Origin of the sequence: Allobosea sp. RAF48 (genome assembly GCF_052114025.1) — a bacterium.
GTDB lineage: Bacteria > Pseudomonadota > Alphaproteobacteria > Rhizobiales > Beijerinckiaceae > Allobosea.
Map to the genome: position 1 here is coordinate 87,771 of NZ_JBFRDZ010000004.1, position 18,015 is coordinate 105,785.

15 protein-coding genes are annotated in these 18,015 nt (G+C 63.6%); 4 read left to right on the plus strand and 11 right to left on the minus strand.

From position 1 onward, the window contains the following. Positions 1-35: 35 nt before the first annotated feature. From AB4Z10_RS09320 to AB4Z10_RS09365, 10 genes are all read right to left on the minus strand, one after another. On the minus strand, positions 36-965 hold the full coding sequence (locus tag AB4Z10_RS09320; protein WP_441470112.1) for an ABC transporter permease: 930 nt from the start codon (positions 963-965) through the stop codon (positions 36-38). Between the two features lie 28 nt (positions 966-993). Continuing rightward, positions 994-1,929: an ABC transporter permease gene (locus AB4Z10_RS09325; RefSeq protein ID WP_441470113.1), complete on the minus strand. Its 936-nt coding sequence runs from the start codon at positions 1,927-1,929 to the stop codon at positions 994-996. Between the two features lie 11 nt (positions 1,930-1,940). Next, on the minus strand, positions 1,941-3,614 hold the full coding sequence (locus AB4Z10_RS09330; protein WP_441470114.1) for an ABC transporter substrate-binding protein: 1,674 nt from the start codon (positions 3,612-3,614) through the stop codon (positions 1,941-1,943). After that, complete coding sequence (locus tag AB4Z10_RS09335) at positions 3,553-3,798, minus strand: integrase core domain-containing protein (protein WP_441470409.1); 246 nt, start codon at positions 3,796-3,798, stop codon at positions 3,553-3,555. Before AB4Z10_RS09335 ends, AB4Z10_RS09330 begins: the two co-directional genes overlap by 62 nt. Then, positions 3,780-3,947 carry a hypothetical protein gene (locus AB4Z10_RS09340; protein ID WP_441470115.1) on the minus strand — a complete coding sequence of 56 codons (168 nt, stop codon included), beginning with the start codon at positions 3,945-3,947 and terminating at the stop codon, positions 3,780-3,782. The genes AB4Z10_RS09335 and AB4Z10_RS09340 overlap by 19 nt, the downstream gene beginning before the upstream one ends. A gap of 289 nt (positions 3,948-4,236) precedes the next feature. Then, positions 4,237-5,973, minus strand: coding sequence for a hydantoinase B/oxoprolinase family protein (locus tag AB4Z10_RS09345; protein ID WP_441470116.1), 1,737 nt, complete (start codon positions 5,971-5,973; stop codon positions 4,237-4,239). 10 nt (positions 5,974-5,983) lie between these two features. Next, entirely contained in the window at positions 5,984-8,065 is a 2,082-nt protein-coding gene (locus AB4Z10_RS09350) for a hydantoinase/oxoprolinase family protein (protein WP_441470117.1), read from the minus strand. Between the two features lie 36 nt (positions 8,066-8,101). Further along, entirely contained in the window at positions 8,102-9,784 is a 1,683-nt protein-coding gene (locus AB4Z10_RS09355) for an ATP-binding cassette domain-containing protein (protein WP_441470118.1), read from the minus strand. Continuing rightward, a complete protein-coding gene (locus AB4Z10_RS09360) occupies positions 9,784-11,658 on the minus strand; it encodes an ABC transporter permease (RefSeq protein WP_441470119.1) in 1,875 nt (624 codons plus the stop codon). Before AB4Z10_RS09360 ends, AB4Z10_RS09355 begins: the two co-directional genes overlap by 1 nt. A gap of 39 nt (positions 11,659-11,697) precedes the next feature. Further along, complete coding sequence (locus AB4Z10_RS09365) at positions 11,698-12,828, minus strand: ABC transporter substrate-binding protein (protein WP_441470120.1); 1,131 nt, start codon at positions 12,826-12,828, stop codon at positions 11,698-11,700. Positions 12,829-13,147: 319 nt separating this feature from the next. Between AB4Z10_RS09365 and AB4Z10_RS09370 the strand changes: the two genes are divergently transcribed. The 4 genes from AB4Z10_RS09370 to AB4Z10_RS09385 all read left to right on the plus strand — a co-directional run bounded on the left by AB4Z10_RS09370 (position 13,148) and on the right by AB4Z10_RS09385 (position 16,934). Next, positions 13,148-13,624 (plus strand): hypothetical protein, encoded by a 477-nt coding sequence (locus AB4Z10_RS09370; protein WP_441470121.1) that lies wholly within the window; start codon positions 13,148-13,150, stop codon positions 13,622-13,624. Beyond that, positions 13,621-14,322, plus strand: coding sequence for a DUF1028 domain-containing protein (locus tag AB4Z10_RS09375; protein ID WP_441470122.1), 702 nt, complete (start codon positions 13,621-13,623; stop codon positions 14,320-14,322). Before AB4Z10_RS09370 ends, AB4Z10_RS09375 begins: the two co-directional genes overlap by 4 nt. A gap of 20 nt (positions 14,323-14,342) precedes the next feature. Then, positions 14,343-15,071, plus strand: a complete 729-nt coding sequence (locus tag AB4Z10_RS09380; RefSeq protein WP_441470123.1) for a DUF1028 domain-containing protein — start codon at positions 14,343-14,345, stop codon at positions 15,069-15,071. Between the two features lie 129 nt (positions 15,072-15,200). Then, a complete protein-coding gene (locus AB4Z10_RS09385; protein WP_441470124.1) occupies positions 15,201-16,934 on the plus strand; it encodes a dihydroxyacetone kinase family protein in 1,734 nt (577 codons plus the stop codon). Between the two features lie 179 nt (positions 16,935-17,113). Here AB4Z10_RS09385 and AB4Z10_RS09390 read toward each other — a convergent pair whose 3' ends face one another. Next, complete coding sequence (locus AB4Z10_RS09390; RefSeq protein WP_441470125.1) at positions 17,114-18,007, minus strand: LysR substrate-binding domain-containing protein; 894 nt, start codon at positions 18,005-18,007, stop codon at positions 17,114-17,116. Positions 18,008-18,015: the final 8 nt, after the last annotated feature.

The window sequence follows — 18,015 nt, forward strand, 5'->3', positions numbered from 1 at the left end:
GACGGACAGGTCATTCAGGGATAGCACAGGGGCGGTCATAGCGCCGGTCCCCCCTCACGCCGCCGGGGGTCGAGCACCGTGCGGAGTGCGTCTCCGATCAGGTTGAAGCCGATCACGGTCAGAAAGATCGCCAGACCCGGCCAGGTCGCGACCCACCATTCGTCCGAGAAGGCGAGCGAGCGCGCATCGGCCAGCATTCCGCCCCAGCTCGGGGTCGGCGGTTGCACACCGAGGCCGATGAAGCTCAGCGACGCCTCGATGATGATGCCGATGCCGATCAGCACGCTCGCCTGGACAAGGATCGGCGAGAGGATGTTCGGCAGGATGTCGCTGGCCATGATGGACCAGGAACCCGCGCCTTGCAGGCGCCGCGCCGCCACGTAATCGGCCCCGGCCTCGGCCAGCGCCAGGCCATGGGCGACACGCGCCAGCCCGGGGATGAAAAGCAGGCCGACGAGGAGAACGATCTTGGCTTCGTTGGGCAGCGCGAGCGGGCCGACCTGCACCGATCCGGTGCCGAAAATCCCCACGATCGCGATAGCCCAGACGAGCAGAGGAATCGCCGCGAAGATATCCATCACGCCGAGCAGGACGGTTTCGACGAGCGTTCCGCTGTAATATCCGGAGAGGATACCGACGAAGAGCCCGCCGCAGAGCCCGATCGCGACGGTCAGCACGCCGATCATCAGGGACCCGCGCGCACCCCAGACGAGCCGGGCGAGGATGTCGCGGCCGACCTCGTCCGTGCCCAGGAGGAACGCCGGCCCCGGCGGCTCCAGCCGATGCTCCATCATCAGATCGAGCGGGTCATGCAGCGGGAGCCAGGGAGCCAGAAGCGCGGCCAGGGCGACGAAGCCGACGATGACCAACCCCACCAGCCCGATGTGCGTCTGCGCAAGGCGACGCATGGTGCCGGTGAGCCCGGACAGCCGGCGCAGGGCTGGGATGCCGGCGACCGCGGCCACTGGCGCAGATCCAGGTGAGCGCACAGCGTCAAGCATGTCTCAGCCTCGGGTTGATCAGCCGCTGGATGAGATCCGCAGCGAGGTTCGACAGGATGAACATCGCCGTGACGACCAGGACGGTGGCCTGGATCATCGGATAGTCGCGTTGCGTGATGGCGGTCAGCAGGGCGCGCGAAAGACCCGGTATGTTGAAGACCAGTTCAATGATGATCGCCCAGCCGAACATGTAGCCGAACGACATGCCGGCGACGCTGACGAACGGTGGAAGAGCGTTCTTCACGACGTAGCGAGCCACCAGACTGCGCCTCAGGCCGAGCGCATGCGCGGTGCGGACGTAGTCCTGGCCCAGGATCTCGATGACGGAGGCGCGCATCAGGCGGCTGAGCGCGCCGATATAGTAGAGCGCGATCGACAGCGCCGGCAGCGCCAGGGAGGCGAGATGGGCGTGCCAGCCTTCCGAGAGCGGCGTGATTCCGATCGGCGGCACCCAGCCGAGCCTCACGGCAAAGACACGGATCAGGACCAGGGCGAGCCAGAATCCCGGGACCGATACGGCCATCAGGGACAGCACCCGGATCAGGTGGTCCGGCCAGCGGTCTTCCGTCAGTGCAGCGACGAGGCCGAGCGGAATCGCGCCGGCCAGCGTCAGCAGAAAGGTGACCACCACCAGCTCGGCGGTGACAGGAAGGCTCTCGCGCAGCTCGACATCGATCGAGCGGCCGGTGATGTAGGACGTACCGAACCCCGCCCGGGGAAGCTGTGCAACCCACGCCGCATATTGGGCGGGCAGAGCGCGATCGAGGCCGCGATCGTGCTCGAACTCATGGATCTGCTCGACGGTGGCATCGGCGCCGAGCACGATCCGCGCGGGCGAGAGCGGCGTCAGCCGCGTCAGCGCGAAGAGCACCGCGCTGACCACGACGAGCACTGCAAGACTGCTGAGTATGCGACTGGCAAACCACATGGTTTTTCGCCTCAGCGGAGGTCGGATACGGCCGCGTCGGTCAGGCGGAGCGTGATGCCGGTATTCGGCTCGAAGCCCTGCACGTTGCTGCGCCAAAGGTTGAAGCTGTGGACCGCTCCGATCCAGGTCGAGGGCGAGTCTGCGGCCAGAATCGCCTGCATGTCGGCCAAGATGGGCCCCAGCGATTTCTCGTCATCGACACGGAAGCTGTCGGCCAGGAGCGTATTGAGCCGCTCGTTGTTGTAGCCGGAGCCGCGCGTCATCACCTGGTTCGGCGTATAGATGCCCTGGATGATGAAGGTTGGATCGGAGGGGCCGATCACGGCCATGAGCGCGGATGTCTGATTTCCGCCGAAGACCTGCTCGATGAGCTGGCCCGTCTCGAGCGGCTGGAGTTTTACCTTGATTCCGAGCCGGGCCAGGGATGCCTGGATGAACAGGGCCGCATCGCCGACGTCGAGCAGATAGCCCTGCGAGGAATAGAGCAGCTCGAATTCTGCCCCGGAAGCGTAGCGGGATTTGGCGAGGTGAGCCTTCGCTTTTTCCAAATTGAAGGTCAGGCCTTCCGCTGCCTTGTCATTGTACCACCACGCCGAGGCTGGAGTCGGCACCGCCGAGGGCTCGACCAGACCGTTGAAGATCTTCTCGGCGATGGTCTTGCGATCGGTGGCCAGCGACACGGCCTTGCGGAAATCAGGATCGTCGAAGGGGGGCTTTCGGGTGTTGTGGATCATCAGCATCATGCTGCCGAGCGCAGGACGGCTCGCCCCGACGATGCCCTGTGCCTTGGCCTGCCGCAGACGCAGATAGTCGCGGACGGGCGGCGCGCCGATGATGTGCACCGATTTCGACATGAGCGATGCGATGCGAGCGGCCTCCTCTGAGACGATCCGCACACGCAGCCGGTCCCAGCCGGGGAGATCCTTGCGCCAGTAATTGGGGTTGCGGCGAAATTCGACGACATCGTTGGAACGCGCCGAGACGAAGATGCCGGGCCCGGTTCCGAGGCCTTCCGGCCTCTGCTGGAAGATCTCGTTGCCGTATTTCTCACGACTTCCGGCGGGAAATATCCCCATGTACTTGGTCATGTAGTCGAGGAAGGGCCGGAACGGCGCTTTCATCTTGAAGCGTACCTTATGGCGCGCCAAGACGTCGACGGATTGGATATTCGTCCAGACCGAGCGCCGCAGCGCCTTGTTGGCCGGGTCGAGAATATAGTCGTAGCTGTATTTCACGTCCTCAGCAGTGAATGGCTGCCCGTTCTGGAACGCGACGTCGTCCCGAAGCTCGAATGTATACTCGGTCCGGTCTTCGGAGATCGCAGGCAGCGACTTGGCAAGCAGAGGCCGGCGCCGGCCCTCCCCGTCGATCTCGATCAGGTTCTCGAAAATGAGCTGATTGACCACCATGGCATCGTGGTTGCCCTGGTTGATCGGATCGAAGGTCGATGGGTTCGATGGGATCGCCACGACCAGGGATCGCTCATCCGCCGCTCGCGCCGTGAGTGGAAGACCAAGCCCACCGACGGCCGCCGCACCGCCCTGAAGGAAAGCACGTCGATTGAGAGAGTCATAAGCCATGGCGATCCCTCGTGGAAACGTTTCCATCTTTAATGGAAACGTTTCACCATGAAACTTCTTTGTCAAGTGGCCCTGTCCGACCTCGATTGAGTGGCGCGGCTGCAATCTCCTGCAGAGACGGCTTTTCAGCCATGTTCGACGGCGGCACGATAGCGGCCGGCGCCGGCGGCTTGCAGCCGAGCGAAGAGTGCGGGCGCCTGGTGTGGCCGCGCTGACGCCAGCCCTCGATAACGGCCTTGCCCCCGGCGCGACTGGAAAAGATCTCGCCGTTCAGGAGCTCTTCGTAGATATTCGAGCTGAAGCTCTCGCGTCATAGGCGAATGCCGTCACCCCGATCGTGCGGATCACCTCGGCCACAGGACAACGTCGGGACAACAACACGTCGGCCTGCCGCAGATTCGCGACGATCTCTTCGGGTTTGCGCTTCTTCTGCGCCATAGCCGCATCCGCCAAAGGCTCAACGCCTACTTCACGGAGGGCCACTCTTCAGGGGCATGCCATAGGGGCTACCTGTGAAGCTCTCATTTCCCGTGGCGAATGCCCGCGCAGACCGCGGCAAGCACCACTCACCAAAGGCTCAACGCGATCTCGATCTTCGACAAAATCAGATCCCGGCGTGTCGAACACCTAGCCTTCGGCGATCCGCGCCGGGCGCGCCGAAGGTCTGTGTAAGAATAGCGAGATCCGATCCGCCGTTCAGTCGTGGGCGCCTATGTGGCTCGGCACGTCAGATCGGCAGCAGCGAAGAAGCTGCGCGGGCGTTGAGCGTTTCGCTCTCATCTATATCCAGACCGTCCTCACTCAGCGCGACCTTGTAGAGACTGGCCGCAGCATGGGCCGAAACCAATCCCTGCCTCACATCTCTCAGAACTGCCTTGGCATCGCGCCTGGCCGGATCGCCGAAACCACCTGCGCCGGCTGTCCGCATGCTGAGCACATCTCCCTTCCGCAGAGGGTACGTCCCCTTGGAATGCAGGTTGCGCTCGTCAGGTCGGCCCGGGTTCAAGATCGTGGCCGCGAGCGCGCCTGACGCACCGCCTTCCAGCCCATACGGCGCATTGACATAGCGATCGCCGAGATTGGTGACGAGCCCGGCATCGGCTAACAGCCGCACATCCTTCCGCACCGCCATGCCGCCTCGAAACCGCCCTGCCCCACCGGTATCGGGGATCAGTTCCATCCGCTCGATGAAGACCGGCGCGTTCATCTCCTGAACCTCGACCGGTGTGTTGGTGCCGTTTGTCGGTGAGGTCGTGGCCTCCTGGCCATCACGATGGCGATGCGCGCCGACACCCCCGATCGCCGTCATCCAGGCCAAGAAGGGCTTGCCCGTATAGGGGCTGACGAAACCGCTGACCTTGGGGTTGCAGAAGCCGGAGCTGGCAGCGATCACGCGGTCGGGCACGATTTGTGCGAGTGCACCCATCACCACTTCGTAGATGCGGTTGGCGTTGACGGCGCGGGCGCCGCTGGCCGCTCCAGGGTTGGGATTGACGTAGCTACCCTTGGGTGCGCGGATTTCGATGCAGCTGATGATGCCGAAATTCTGCGGTGAACGCGGCAACGTAACCGCCTTGATGGCCGCGATACAGTAGGATCGCGTGTACTGCATGTAGGCGTTGATGCCGGCTGGCCGCTGGGGACCGGTGCCGCGCCAGTCGCAGATGATGCGACCGTCCTCGATCGTGAGGGCGAGCTGGAACGGCACAGGTTCGGTATCCGGCCCAACATCGTCCAACACATCGTTGAAATGGTAGGTGCCTTTCGGTAGCTCCGCGATCGCCTCAACCATGGCGTCTCGGCTGCGAGCGACAATCTCGCGCATGCATTCGGCGAGCTGGGCGGCTCCGTACTGCCGCGCGAGCGCCTGCATCCGGGCGACGCCAGTCATGTTTGCCGCGTACTGAGCATGCAGATCGCCGAGAACGTCCTTGATGCGGACGTTTCCCTCGATGATGCGCAGGATTTCCCGGATCGGCTCGCCGGCCTTGTAAAGCAGAACAGGCATCAGCTTGATGCCCTCCTGGCAGGTTTCGCTAACGCCGACCACCTCCTCGCTGCCGGGTGCGCTGCCACCGACGTCGATATGGTGAGCGATGTTGACGGCATAACCGATCAGTTCGCCGTCATGAAACACAGGCGTCACCATGAAGATGTCCGGAAGGTGCCCGGAACCGATCGTCGGATCGTTGCAGATCACCGCGTCGCCCGGGCCGAGAGAGCCTTTGGGGTAGTAGTCGAGCATCTGACGGACAGTGAACGCCATCGAACCGAGATGGCCAGGGCTGTAATCGCCCTGTGCGATCATGTTGCCGTCGGCATCGAAAACACCCGTCGAGAAGTCGGAGCCTTCGCGCACCGTCATCGAATAGGCGGTGCGCAGCAGCGTGCTGCCCATCTCGGCGGCAGCTGACAGAAGCCCGCCCCACACCACGGAGAACGTGACTGGATCGATCGTGCTCATCGCAGTTTCCTCAACTCAGCGTGGTAATCAGGTTGCCGTGCGGGTCGACGGTCGTTTGGCTGCCGGGAGGCAGCACGATGGTGGACTCTCGCTCCTCGACGATTGCCGGCCCGGCGAAGGCGTCGTTTACGCTCAAACTGTAGCGATCATAGACGTCGCAGAGCGCGAAACCGTTGGTCTCGGGGAACCAGACCTGACGCTGTCCGCGCTTGGCGCGTTCAACGCCGCCCGGGAGCTTCGGCAGTTCGTCCATGACCAGCGTCTTGCCGACGGCGATCGCCCGCAGGCGCCAGTGGACCGCCACGATCGTCCAATCCGGATCGAAAGTTCGGGCACCATAGGATTTGGCGTAGGCCGCGTGGAAGGCCTTCCGCAGGGTTTCGAGATCGGCCTTCGCGTAAGGATAGGCAGGCAGATCCACGGCAATCTCGAAACCTTGGCCCGCAAAGCGCATGTCGCAGCTCGCCGAGAAGCTCTGCCTGTCGCGCGGGACGCCCGCCTCATCGAGCTGCCCGCGAGCCTGTTCCTCAAGGTCACGGTAGAGGGCGTTGATCTCCTCGATGGCGTTGCCATCGAGGTTCAACACGTGGGTGCGCGCCAGATCCAGCGAGGTCTCCGCCATCAGCAAACCGACGGCGGACTCAACGCCCGCTGCGCGGGGGAAGACGACCTTCGGACAACCCAGCATGCGTGCGAGACGGGTGCCGTGGACCGGGCCTGCGCCGCCGAAGGGCACGAGAGCGAACAGGCGCGGGTCCTTTCCGCAATTGATCGTCACAGCGCGCGCAGCCTGCGCCATCTGCGCGGTGACGATCTCGTGGATGCCCCAGGCGGCCTGCATGACGTCGATGCCCAGCGGGACGGCGACGTCCCTCTCGATCGCCGTCAGGGCCGCCTCGGCGTCCAGGCTCATCTCGCCACCGAGGAAGTAGTCGGGATTGAGATATCCGAGCACGAGGTCCGCGTCCGTCACGGTCGGCTTCGTGCCACCGCGGCCATAGCAAGCCGGGCCGGGCACCGAGCCGGCGCTTTCCGGCCCGACGGCGATGGCGCCAAGCTCGACCTTGGCGATGCTGCCGCCGCCCGAACCGATCTCGATCAGATCGACGGCGGGGATGCTGACCGGCAGCCCGCTGCCCTTCTTGAGGTGGGTCATGTCCACCTCGAACTGGCTCGTCAGCAGAGGCTTTCCATCCTCGACCAGGCAAAGCTTGGCGGTGGTGCCGCCCATGTCGAATGAAATCAGATTGTCAGTGCCTGCAGCGGGTGCGAAACGCGCCGCAGTCAGGACGCCGGCGGCGGGACCGCTTTCGATGATGCGGATCGGGAAGCGTTTCACCGTCTCGGCGGTCGCTACCCCCCCGTTGGACTGCATGATCAGCATCGGCACTTGCGCGCCCAATGCCCGGAGCTGCCGGTCCAGCCGCTCCACATAGCTGGCAACGCCCGGCATGACGTAGGCATTCATGACCGTCGTGCTGGTCCGCTCGAACTCCCGATAGAGTGGCGAGACCTCGCAAGAAATCGACACCATCAAATCGGGGGCTTCTTCCCGCAGGATCTCCGCGACCCGCTTCTCATGTGAGGGATTCGCGTAAGAATGCAGGAAGCAGACGGCCGCGGCGATCACTCCTCTCGCGACCAACTCGTGTGCGATCGAGCGGACTCCGTTCTCGTCGAGCGCAGTCTCGATCTCTCCGGTCCAGAGCATTCGCTCCTCGACCTCGAAGACGAAGTCCCGGGGAACCAGCGGTGCCGGCCGCCCTGCCATGTTGTCGTAGAGCTCGTACCGCTTCTGGCGGCCGATCAAGATCACATCGCGAAACCCTTTGGTGGTGATCAGCGCGGTCGGCGGTCCCTTGCGCTGGATCACCGTATTCGTCGCGATCGTCGTTGCATGAACGACCTCGGCGATCTCGCTCATCGGCCGGCCGCTCTGGGCCATCCGTGCTTTGAGGCCTTCAATCACCGCCTCGGCCGGATCAGCCGGCGTACTCAGCACCTTGCCGATTTCGAAATGCCCGGTCTCCGGGTCGAGCACCGCAAAATCGGTGAATGTGCCGCCGATATCGACGCCAACGCGCAAGCCCATCGTAAGGACCTCCAAGTGGAACGGCTTTGAGCCGGATCAGTGAGTGAGACTGGGCGCGAGGCCCGACGACCTGGGGGCGGAGGCCGAGACATGCTCTCCGCCAAGATATGCTTCCCGCACAGCCGGATTCTCGCGCAGTTCGTCCGCGCGGCCCTCCATGATCACGATGCCGTTGCGCAGGACGTAAGCGCGATCGACCAGCTCAAGCGCTTTGTTGGCGCTCTGCTCGACCATGAGGATGGTCAAACCTTGCGACTTCCAGCGTGCGAGGATTTCGTAGACCCGATCGACCATCAGCGGCGACAGGCCCATGGAGGGCTCGTCGATGCAGAGAATCTGGGGCTTACGCAGCCAGGCCCGCGCCATCGCGACCATCTGCTGTTCACCGCCCGACAACGTCCCGGCGAGCTGGTCCAGTCGGTTGGCCAGCCAGGGAAACTCGGCGACCGCCGCATCGATGTCGCGATCGAATTGCTGGCGCGGCAAGCGACGTCGCGCGTAACCACCCATCAGGATGTTGTCGCGAACCGTTAGCTCGGCAAACATGCGCCGGCCTTCCGGGATCGAGGCGATGCCCTGATCGATCACTTCAGCCGTGGATCGAGCCTCCAGAGGCCGCCCATACAGGAACACCTCGCCGCTGCGCGGTGTCGTCAGGCGGAGCACCGTCTTGACGGCGGTGGACTTGCCCGAGGCGTTGCCACCGAGAACAGCGACCGCTTCGCCACGGCCAACGTGCAAGGACACGCCGAAGAGAGCCTGGATCGAGCCATAGAAGACATCGACGCCCCTTAGTTCGACGGCCGGGCTATCCGGCTCTCCCGGCATCGCAACTTCGGGCTGGTGGTCGATATGCCCTTTCACGATCACCGAGCTGCGGGCATTGCCGCCTTGGCCGAGATAGGCAGCAGCCACCTCCGGATTGGCGAAAGCACGGTCGGGCTCGTCATCGACGATAACCTTCCCTTGCGCCATGACGATCGTTCGCTGCGTCAGCTTTCGCACGATATCGAGCTTATGCTCGACCATGACGATCGCCATCTGGGGGAAGCGTTGGCGCATATGCAGCAGCAGGTCAGCGAGTTCGTGGCTTTCCGTGGGGTTCATCCCGGCCGTCGGCTCATCGAGCAGCAGGAGATCGGGCGACGTCGCCAGCGCTCTGGCGATATCCAGGCGCCGTCGGTTCGCATAGGAAAGGCTGTGGGTCGGCCGGTCCCGGCGCGGCCAGAGCCGATCTCCGAACATCTTGAGGACAGCCTCGACCTTTTCGTCGGCCTCTAGGGTTGCCGCTCGATATCGCGGGAGGCCGAGAATCGCCCCGAGCGGCTCGGTGACATGCCCGAAGCGAGTGCGCTGACGACCACCGCCGATAAGACCGCGCTGCGTACCCACGCGAACGCTTTCGGCGATCGTCAGGGCGGGAAAGACGCGGCTGGTCTGGAAGGTACGGGCTACGCCCAATGCCGCGATGTCCTCCGGCGCGAGCCCGTCCAAGCGGTGCCCCTTGAACATCACGGATCCGCCGCTCGGTTTGACGAAACCCGTGACCGCCTGGATCAGCGTCGACTTTCCGGCGCCATTGGGCCCGACGATTCCGACAAATTCGCCCGGCGCTACAGACAGATCGACACCGCCGATTGCCTTGAGCCCACCGAAGCTGACCTTAAGGTCCGTCAGCTCTAGGCGGTGGTTTGAGTTCATGGTTCGCGTCCCGTGCATCAGCGGACTCCCGCAATCCCCTGCGGACGGAACCGCAGCGTGAGGTAGAGGACCGCCCCGAAGAGGATCATGCGGAATTCGGCCGCATCCCGGAGCATCTCGGGCAGGACGATGAGAGCGGCCGCGCCGAGCATGGCCCCCGTCAGATTGCCGAGGCCGCCGAGCACGATGATCGCGATCATCAGGAACGAGGTGTCGAGCCGAAAGCTGTCCGGGCTGATGAAGCGCTGAAGGAAGGCAAAGAGGCCTCCAGCCAATCCGGCACAGATGCCGGCCATGACGAAAGCGGTGACGAGATAGCGACGGACTGGCAGCCCGGCCGCGTGGGCCGCCACGCGGTCCTCCCTGATCGCCCTCCAGCTCAGCCCGATGGGCGAAGCGAGAAGTCGTCCCACGACGACCACCGCCACGATCAGCAGGGCTACGGCGAGCCAATATTGCGCCGAGACCGAAGACATGGGCACGTCGGGGAGAAAGGACAGCGATGGGYGCGGAATACCGAAGATGCCGTTGGGACCGCCGGTGACATCCGTCCAGTTCAGGAGAACGAGCCAGATCAGGACCCCGATGGCGAGAGTGGCGAGCCCGACGACATGCCCGGTCAGCCCGGCACAAACGAGGCCGACAATCCCGGCCAACGCGGCGCAGACGGCAGCGGCCATGAGAAGCGCGAGATCGGCCGGTGCTCCCTGCTTTGCGCTCAGTGCCGAGACATAGGCCCCGACCCCGAAGAAGCCCGAGAAGCCCAGGAACATGATGCCCGCAGCGCCCGACAACATCGTCAGCCCGGCAGCCAGCAGCCCGAAAATCGCGATGATCACGCCGACCTGGATGACGTAGGCCGAGACTGGAAGGACGGGCAGGATCAAGCAGGCGGCAAGGCCGAGGGCCAGTAGAGCGTAGGGCAGATTCAACGCCCGCACATGCGGCAACGGCTGGCCGCCCTGCCCGATCAGGATACTGGTCGAAGGCATGACACCGGAGGCGCCTCGCGAGCCGCCGAGGGCATCGAGCCGCTTATCGCCGAACAGGCCTTGGGGCCGGAATGTCAGGATGACCAGCAGGATGCCGAAGGCGACCATGTCGCGGAAGCCTTCACCGACGTAACCAACCGCGAGCGCTTCCAAGATGCCCAGCAACAGGCCGCCGGCGACAGCCCCGGGAATGCTGGCGAGGCCGCCGAGCAAGGCCGCAGTAAAGCCCTTGAGACCGAACGGCACGCCCATCTGCGGGTAGACGGTTTGATAGTACATCGCGACCATCACACCGGCGACGGCAGCCAGCGCAGCCCCCAGACCGAAGGCGAGGAGCCGCAGCCGATCGGTCCTGACGCCCATCTGCCGGACCGCGTCCATATCCTGCGACATGGCACGCAGCGCCCTGCCCGCCCAACTGCGGGTCAGGAACAGGTACAGCGCAACCATCGAGGTGAGCGATATCACGAGGATCGCTGCATCCATGCCGGTGACATAGGCCGCGCCGACAACGACGCTGTAGGCTGACAACGGGTTTGGAAACGGATGTGCTTCCGGCGTCCAGATGATCTCGGCCGCCTGATCGAGCATGAAGGTGATTGCCAGCGTCGAAAGCAACGGCGCAATCCAGGGCGCATTCTCAAGCGGGCGCAGCGCCACCCGCTCGATCAGCATCCCGACTGCTGTGGTAAGCGCCAGGGAGCACAGAGCCGCCACGGCCAGCGGCAATCCAAGCCGCACGCCGGTATAGGCGAAAAAGGCGCCGAGCATCAGGAGGGACCCCTGAGCGAAGTTGATCAGGTTCGTGACGCCGAAGATCAGCGAAAAGCCGATTGCGACGAGCGCATAGACATTCCCGATCACCAGTCCGTTCAAGATCTGACTGAGGAACTCGATCATGGTTGCGGCATCCCTTCTGAAGCCGGCGCCGATGGACGTTCAGTTGAAGGGCTCGTAGCCCTTGCCCTTCACGACGATGTAGTTGATCTCGCGCTCGCCAAGGTCGCCCGAGCCCTCGTATTTCAAGCTGCCGCTGACCCCCTGAATTGGTGCAGCGCTCGCAATCTGGTCGCGAATTGCCTGGCGGGTCAGCGGCTTGCCCGCTGCGGCCAGTTGCTTCATCGCACCGGTGACGATCAGCATCGCATCCCAGGTAAAGGCGGAGTAGTAGTTCGGCTCCTTCCCAAACTTCGCCTCATAGGCCTTCGAGAACCTCGCAGCCTCCGGCGCGGAAGCCAGGAAAAGTGTCGGCATCACGACCCCCTCGGCTGCACCGCCCGCCAACTCGATGAATTTGGGATCGTTCAGGGTATCGGTGCCGGCGACCTTGAGTTTCGGATCGGCTTGCCGAAGCTGCTGCATGAACAGCGCGGATTCCGCGTAGTGGCTGACCAGGAAGACGCCATCGGGAGCCGCAGCCTTGATCTTGGTGATCAGCGGGCGGAAATCCCGGGTCTCCGGGATCATCGCCTCCGACAGCACGACCTCGGCGCCAAGCTCCTTCAAGCGCTTGCTCATCATGGTGTTGGTCACCATGCCCCAATCGTCCTTGAAGTAGACGATCGCGATCTTCTTCATGCCGAGCTTCTTAAGCAGCATGTCGGCATGGGGCTGCACCATCGAAGCGTGTGTCGGCGTGGTGCGGAACTGATAGGGGCTGATCTTCACATAGTCCGGATGACCGGCGGTGGGCGCAACTTGCGCAAGTTTTGCCTCGGCGAGAATTGGGCCTGCCGCCATCGATTCCGTCGAGGTCTGCCCGCCGACCACCGCGAGCACGGCAGCATCCTGCGCAAACTTCTGCGCCAATGTCGCAGCCTCTCTGGGGTTGCCTCGGCTGTCCTCGATGCGGATCTCTACCGGTCGCCCCCCTATCCCGCCGGCACCGTTCAGTTCATCGGCGAACATCGTCGCCGCCTCCTTGAAGCGCATTCCTAGCGCCGAGCGCTCGCCGGACATCGGCCCAAACAGCCCGATGACGATTGGCTCGGCAGCTTTCGCGGTGAATTGCGCCGAGGTGGCCAGTGCGACGGCAACGGCCGCGCCCATCAAAAACGCAGAACCCTTCATGTGACCCCTCCCAGGGCGATGAGAACCATCGATGAAAGTTTATTGACTAAACTTATCGGACGGCAAGCGAAAATATTAGCCGCAAGAGCACTCACCCTGAAATACCTGCGATACACACCATTTAACATATTGCAATTATATGCTTTTTTTGAGAAATCGACAGAGGCTCCAAGAACGAGAATGGCGCAGCTTTGATGCGAAACTCAACACTACCGCTTAAATTTCGAGCGCGAGTCGCACTCCTGCCTGGCGCCACCTCGCGCACTGTCTACTAAACATTCTTCTTGATCGTGAGGCGATAATGGCGTTTGGTTGCACCATGACGAGAGCCAAGAAAACGGCCCCATCGACGGCCCGAGAATTCGAACTGTTTGACGAGCGCATGCCCGTTCGACGCTACAAGCTGCTGCTGCAGGCATTCCTGAAGCGCCGCGGCACAGGCGCGCGCCAGGCGATTGCCGAGTCGTTGGGTCACACACGCAGCTTCGTGACGCAGATAACCAGCCCCGCCTACGATCTCGCGATCCCGAGCAACCAAGTCAGGGCGATTGTTAAGCTCGCGGAATTGACCTCCGAAGAAGAGCGCATCTTCCTCGAAGCCTATGTCGAAGCGCACCCCGACCGCGCCTCCGAGGTTTACGCACCGACGCATCGCTCCTTGAGCATCGCACTTCCGGATCTCGGCGATGCTGGCGCGCAGGCGCGGCTCGAAACCCTCATCCGCCGCCTTGCCGAAAGCGCGATTGCGAGCTTCCTGGACGAGCCGCGCGCTCAACAGGTCGATGACGCGGCATGAACATCGATCTGACTCACAAAGGCACGATGCTCAGCGTGCTGGCACGCGATCCGCGCGACCGTACGCTCGGCATCGCCCTCGCATCGAGCTCGATCGCGATCGGTGCGCGCTGTCCTCATTTGGAAACGGAGCGAGCTGCGATCGCGAGCCAAGGCTTCACAAATTTAAAAGTCGGGCCTTTGGCGCTGGACCTGGTGCGTTGCGGGTTGACCGCCGCAGAGGTTCTTGAGGCGCTGCGTCAGCACGACCGCTGGCTCGAGTATCGCCAAATCGGCATTCTGACCGCCGACGGACAGATCGGTGCGCATACAGGCAAAGAGGCAACCGGATGGGCCGGCCACCGGATCGACGATGATCTTGTCTGCCTAGGCAACGGGCTTTCAGCTGGCGCAGCGGCACTCGACGCCGTCGCGGAGGGCTTCAAGGGCTCCTCACCCGGACTGCCGCTCGCAGACCGCCTGTTGACCGGCCTGGAGAACTCGAAGCGACTGCTGGGCGAGAGCTTTCCGATCACCTCTGCTTCGCTTCTCGTGCGCTCGCCTGGTGCAGAAAGTCAGATCGACCTGCGCATCGATGTGCCCAATCGGCCGGTCGAAGACGGCGGCAATGCTCTTGCCGACCTGCGTCGTCTCTATGCCGAATATCTACCACTGGTCGACATTTACGCCGCCCGCTCGGTGGCCCCCCGCGCCTTCTGACCCAAGCTGGGAGATCGCTCATGACCTTCACGATTGTCGCCCGCTGCCCTGAAACCGAACTGCTTGGCGTCTGCCTCGCCACCAGCCCGCTTGCGGTGGCTTCCCGATGTCCGCATGTGCGTGGCGGCGTGGCTGCGATTTCCTCGCAATGCCATTCCGACTGGCGGCATGGACTGACCGGCCTTGAACTCGCCAGCAAGGGCTGGAGCCCCGATGAGATTCTCGTTGCCTTGAGGCACAAGGATCCGTTCTTCGACTACCGCCAGATCGGTATCGTCACCGCCGACGGCCGTGCTGCGGCTCACAGTCCGATAAACGGGGCGGCCTATACGGGGCACCGGGTCGGTGACGGATTTGTCGCCATGGGCAACGGCCTCGCCGGTCAGCAGGTCGTCGACGCAATTCACGATTCCTTCGCCGCGAATGCAGCACTTCCATTCTTTGAGAGATTGGTGCGAGCGATCGAAGCCGGCGCTGCTGCCGGCGGTGAACCGATTGGGCATAAGTCCGCCGGACTTATTGCCTGCGCTCCAGGCGTGGAGAGGCCATTGGTCGACCTGCGCATCGATATGGCGAACCCCTTGCCGGCCGAGGGAGGAGACGCGGTAAGGGACCTGCGCCGCGTCTTCGACGCATACGAGCCGCTCGTGCCTTACTATGCAGACTATTGGTTGGAGCATCCGGACGTCTCCTATGCCCAATACCTCGATCTCGGCGCACAGGACCGGGAGCGCCCGACTGTCATGTGATGGGTCTGCTGCACGTTCCGCCGTTTTCCGATCAGCGCGGGCGCGCCCAGGTTTCTCGGCAGGAGGGAATTCTGATGTCCCTGCGGGAGCGGTTTCCGCTATCGACGAGGACGGCGTTGGGCGAGTCGGATGAAGCAAGGTGCAGGTGAGCTGCAAGGGGGAAATAGCGTGAAGAAGCTCATCAATGATCCCCGCCGGGTCGTCAGGGAAATGCTCGAGGGCATCGTCTCGCTCAACCCCAACTTGGCGTTGCTCGCGGAGCATGATGTTGTAATTCGTAACAACCTGCCCGAACCCGCTCTTCGCGGCGTCGCCGTCATTTCCGGCGGTGGCGCTGGTCACGAACCGGCGCACGCAGGGTATGTCGGCGCCGGCATGCTGCACGCCGCCGTTGCGGGAGACGTGTTCACGTCGCCTTCCGTTGATGCGGTGCTTGCCGCCATTCACGCAGTCGCCGGCCCAGCGGGTGCCGTTCTCATCGTCAAGAATTACACCGGCGATCGCCTCAATTTCGGTCTGGCTGCCGAAATCGCCCGATCGGGCGGAATCCCAACCGAGATCATCGTCGTTGCCGACGATATCGCCCTGCGCGAAATCGTACCGAAGGACCGAAGTCGCGGACTTGCGGGCACCGTCCTGATTCACAAAATTGCAGGAGCGCTGGCGGAACAAGGGCAGTCACTGCAGACGATTGCAGCAGCAGCTCGGGCTGCCGCGGCTTCGATAAGAACGATGGGTGTAGCGCTCGGTGCCTGCACGATTCCGGCGATCGGCGTCCCAAGCTTCGAACTGGGAGCCGACGAGATTGAGTTCGGCCTGGGCATACATGGCGAGCCTGGCATGGCGCGGCAGAAGATCGACTCGGCCGACGCCATCACCGACCGGTTGTTGAGTTTGATCCTTGACGATGGCGGCTATCCGGCGGGCGGGCGCGTTGCGGTGCTCATCAATAACCTGGGTGGCACGACGCAGATGGAGCTGTCCGTCATCGCCCGCCGCGCACTCGCCTATTTGCGCGAGCAGGGGCTGAAGGTCGAACGCGCCTGGGCTGGCACCTTGTTAAGTGCGCTCGAAATGCCCGGATTCTCGCTTTCCGTCATCGCTGTCGATGAGGAGCGACTGGATCTGTTTGATTCTGCGACACAGGCACTGTCATGGCCAGGGCCGGGAGCACTTTCGCAGACGATAGCAATAGCAACGTCGAGCGATGTGGGCTCTGCTGAAGAAGGAATGGCCTCGTCGGACAGCCTGGGAGCTTTGGTGCGAACGGCAGCGCTCGCTTGCGCGACGGCGTTGGAAGCGGCTGAGCCGCAACTGACGGAGCTGGACAGGAAGGCGGGAGATGGAGATCTCGGCGTGAGCATGTGCCGCGCCGCAGACGCTATCCGTGCTTCCTGCAATGCAGACAAATCCGACAGCGCCGCAGCTGTGCTCTCCCTTCTCGCAAAAGAACTGCGTCGCGCGATCGGCGGCAGTTCGGGACCGTTCTATGCGATAGGTCTTTTGAGAGCAGCGCGCCGCCTTGCCGCAGGGCCGAGCACCAGCCTGGGCGATTGGTCTGACGCCTTTGCACAAGGCGTCGAAGCTGTGTCGGAGCTGGGCGGCGCACGACCGGGGGACAGGACGATGCTCGATGCTCTTGTGCCCGCCGCGGAGGCCCTGGCCGACGCGGTTCGCCGGAATTTACCTCCGGCCCAAGCCTGGAGGCTGGCAGCCGAAGCTGCCACGGCCGGCGCGAAAGCTACGGCTGCAATGCGGCCGCGCCTTGGGCGGGCGAGTTATCTTGGAGATCGTGCCCTCGGTTCCCCGGATGGTGGGGCGGTCGCGGTTTCAACATGGCTTGAGGCGATTGGCGGTCGCTGAATGCCATGCATGTGCCCTACAGCCCGGTACTCGGCGGCGACAAAACTGCCGGAATCGAACTCGGAGCCGGATAAAGCCTGGGGGCAACGTCTCTGGCTGAAAGAGCCGTTGCAGACGTCGCGATTGGTCGCCTGCGGTTTCATCGTCGCCGCGCTTGCGCCGATGCGGCTTGCCTGACCTCAGCGCGCCATCATGGCTTCGGCCTCGACGAAGTCCTGGACCGTCTCGAAGAAGCCGCGCACCAGCGGAATGCGCCGGCGCTCGGCACGGCAAGCCGCATATTCGCCGACCGAGAAATCGGCGCCGGTGATGATCAGCCGCTTCAGCAGGGGATCGGACCGGAACTCCGCCTCGAAGATCACGCCAATGCCGAATCCGGCGGCGACGGCCTCGCGCACCGCCTCGCGCGACTGGACCTCGAGCAGGTTCGCCGGCTTGATTCCGGCCTCGGACAGGCGGGCCTCGAACGTCTCGCGCGTGATCGAGCCGCGTTCCCGCAACACGATGTCCTGGCCCGCGAAGGCCTCGATCGGGATGCTGTCGTGCTGCGACAGGCGGTGGTCGCTCGATGCGAAAGCGATCAGCCGGTCCGAGCGCAGCTTCACCGTATGGAGGCGCGGATCCGAGCTCTGCCGCGCGGTGATCGCCACATCGGCGGCAAAATCCATGATCTGGTCGACGACTTCGGACGAATTTCCGATCGTCAGCGAGAACGTCAACCCGGGGTAGCTTTCGCGCATCCGTGCGAGCGCGGCCATGACATGGGTGGCGCTGTCGGCGGCAATGCGTAGGTGCCCACGCTGCAGCGTTCGGCTGCCGGCAAGAAGCGATTGCGCCTCGTCCTGAGCGGAGAACAGCCGGGCCGTGATGACAAAGAGGCTCTGGCCGAGCGGGGTGAGCCTGGTCTTTCGGCCGACGCGATCGAACAGGCGCACGCCATAGGCGTCCTCGAGCGTGCGAACCTGCGCCGAGAGTGTCGGCTGGCTGACATGGCGCGCCTTGGCGGCGCCGGTAAAGCTCTCGGCTTCCGCCACCGCGTGGAACGCCGACAAGCCGGAATAGCTGATCGCCATGACATAGA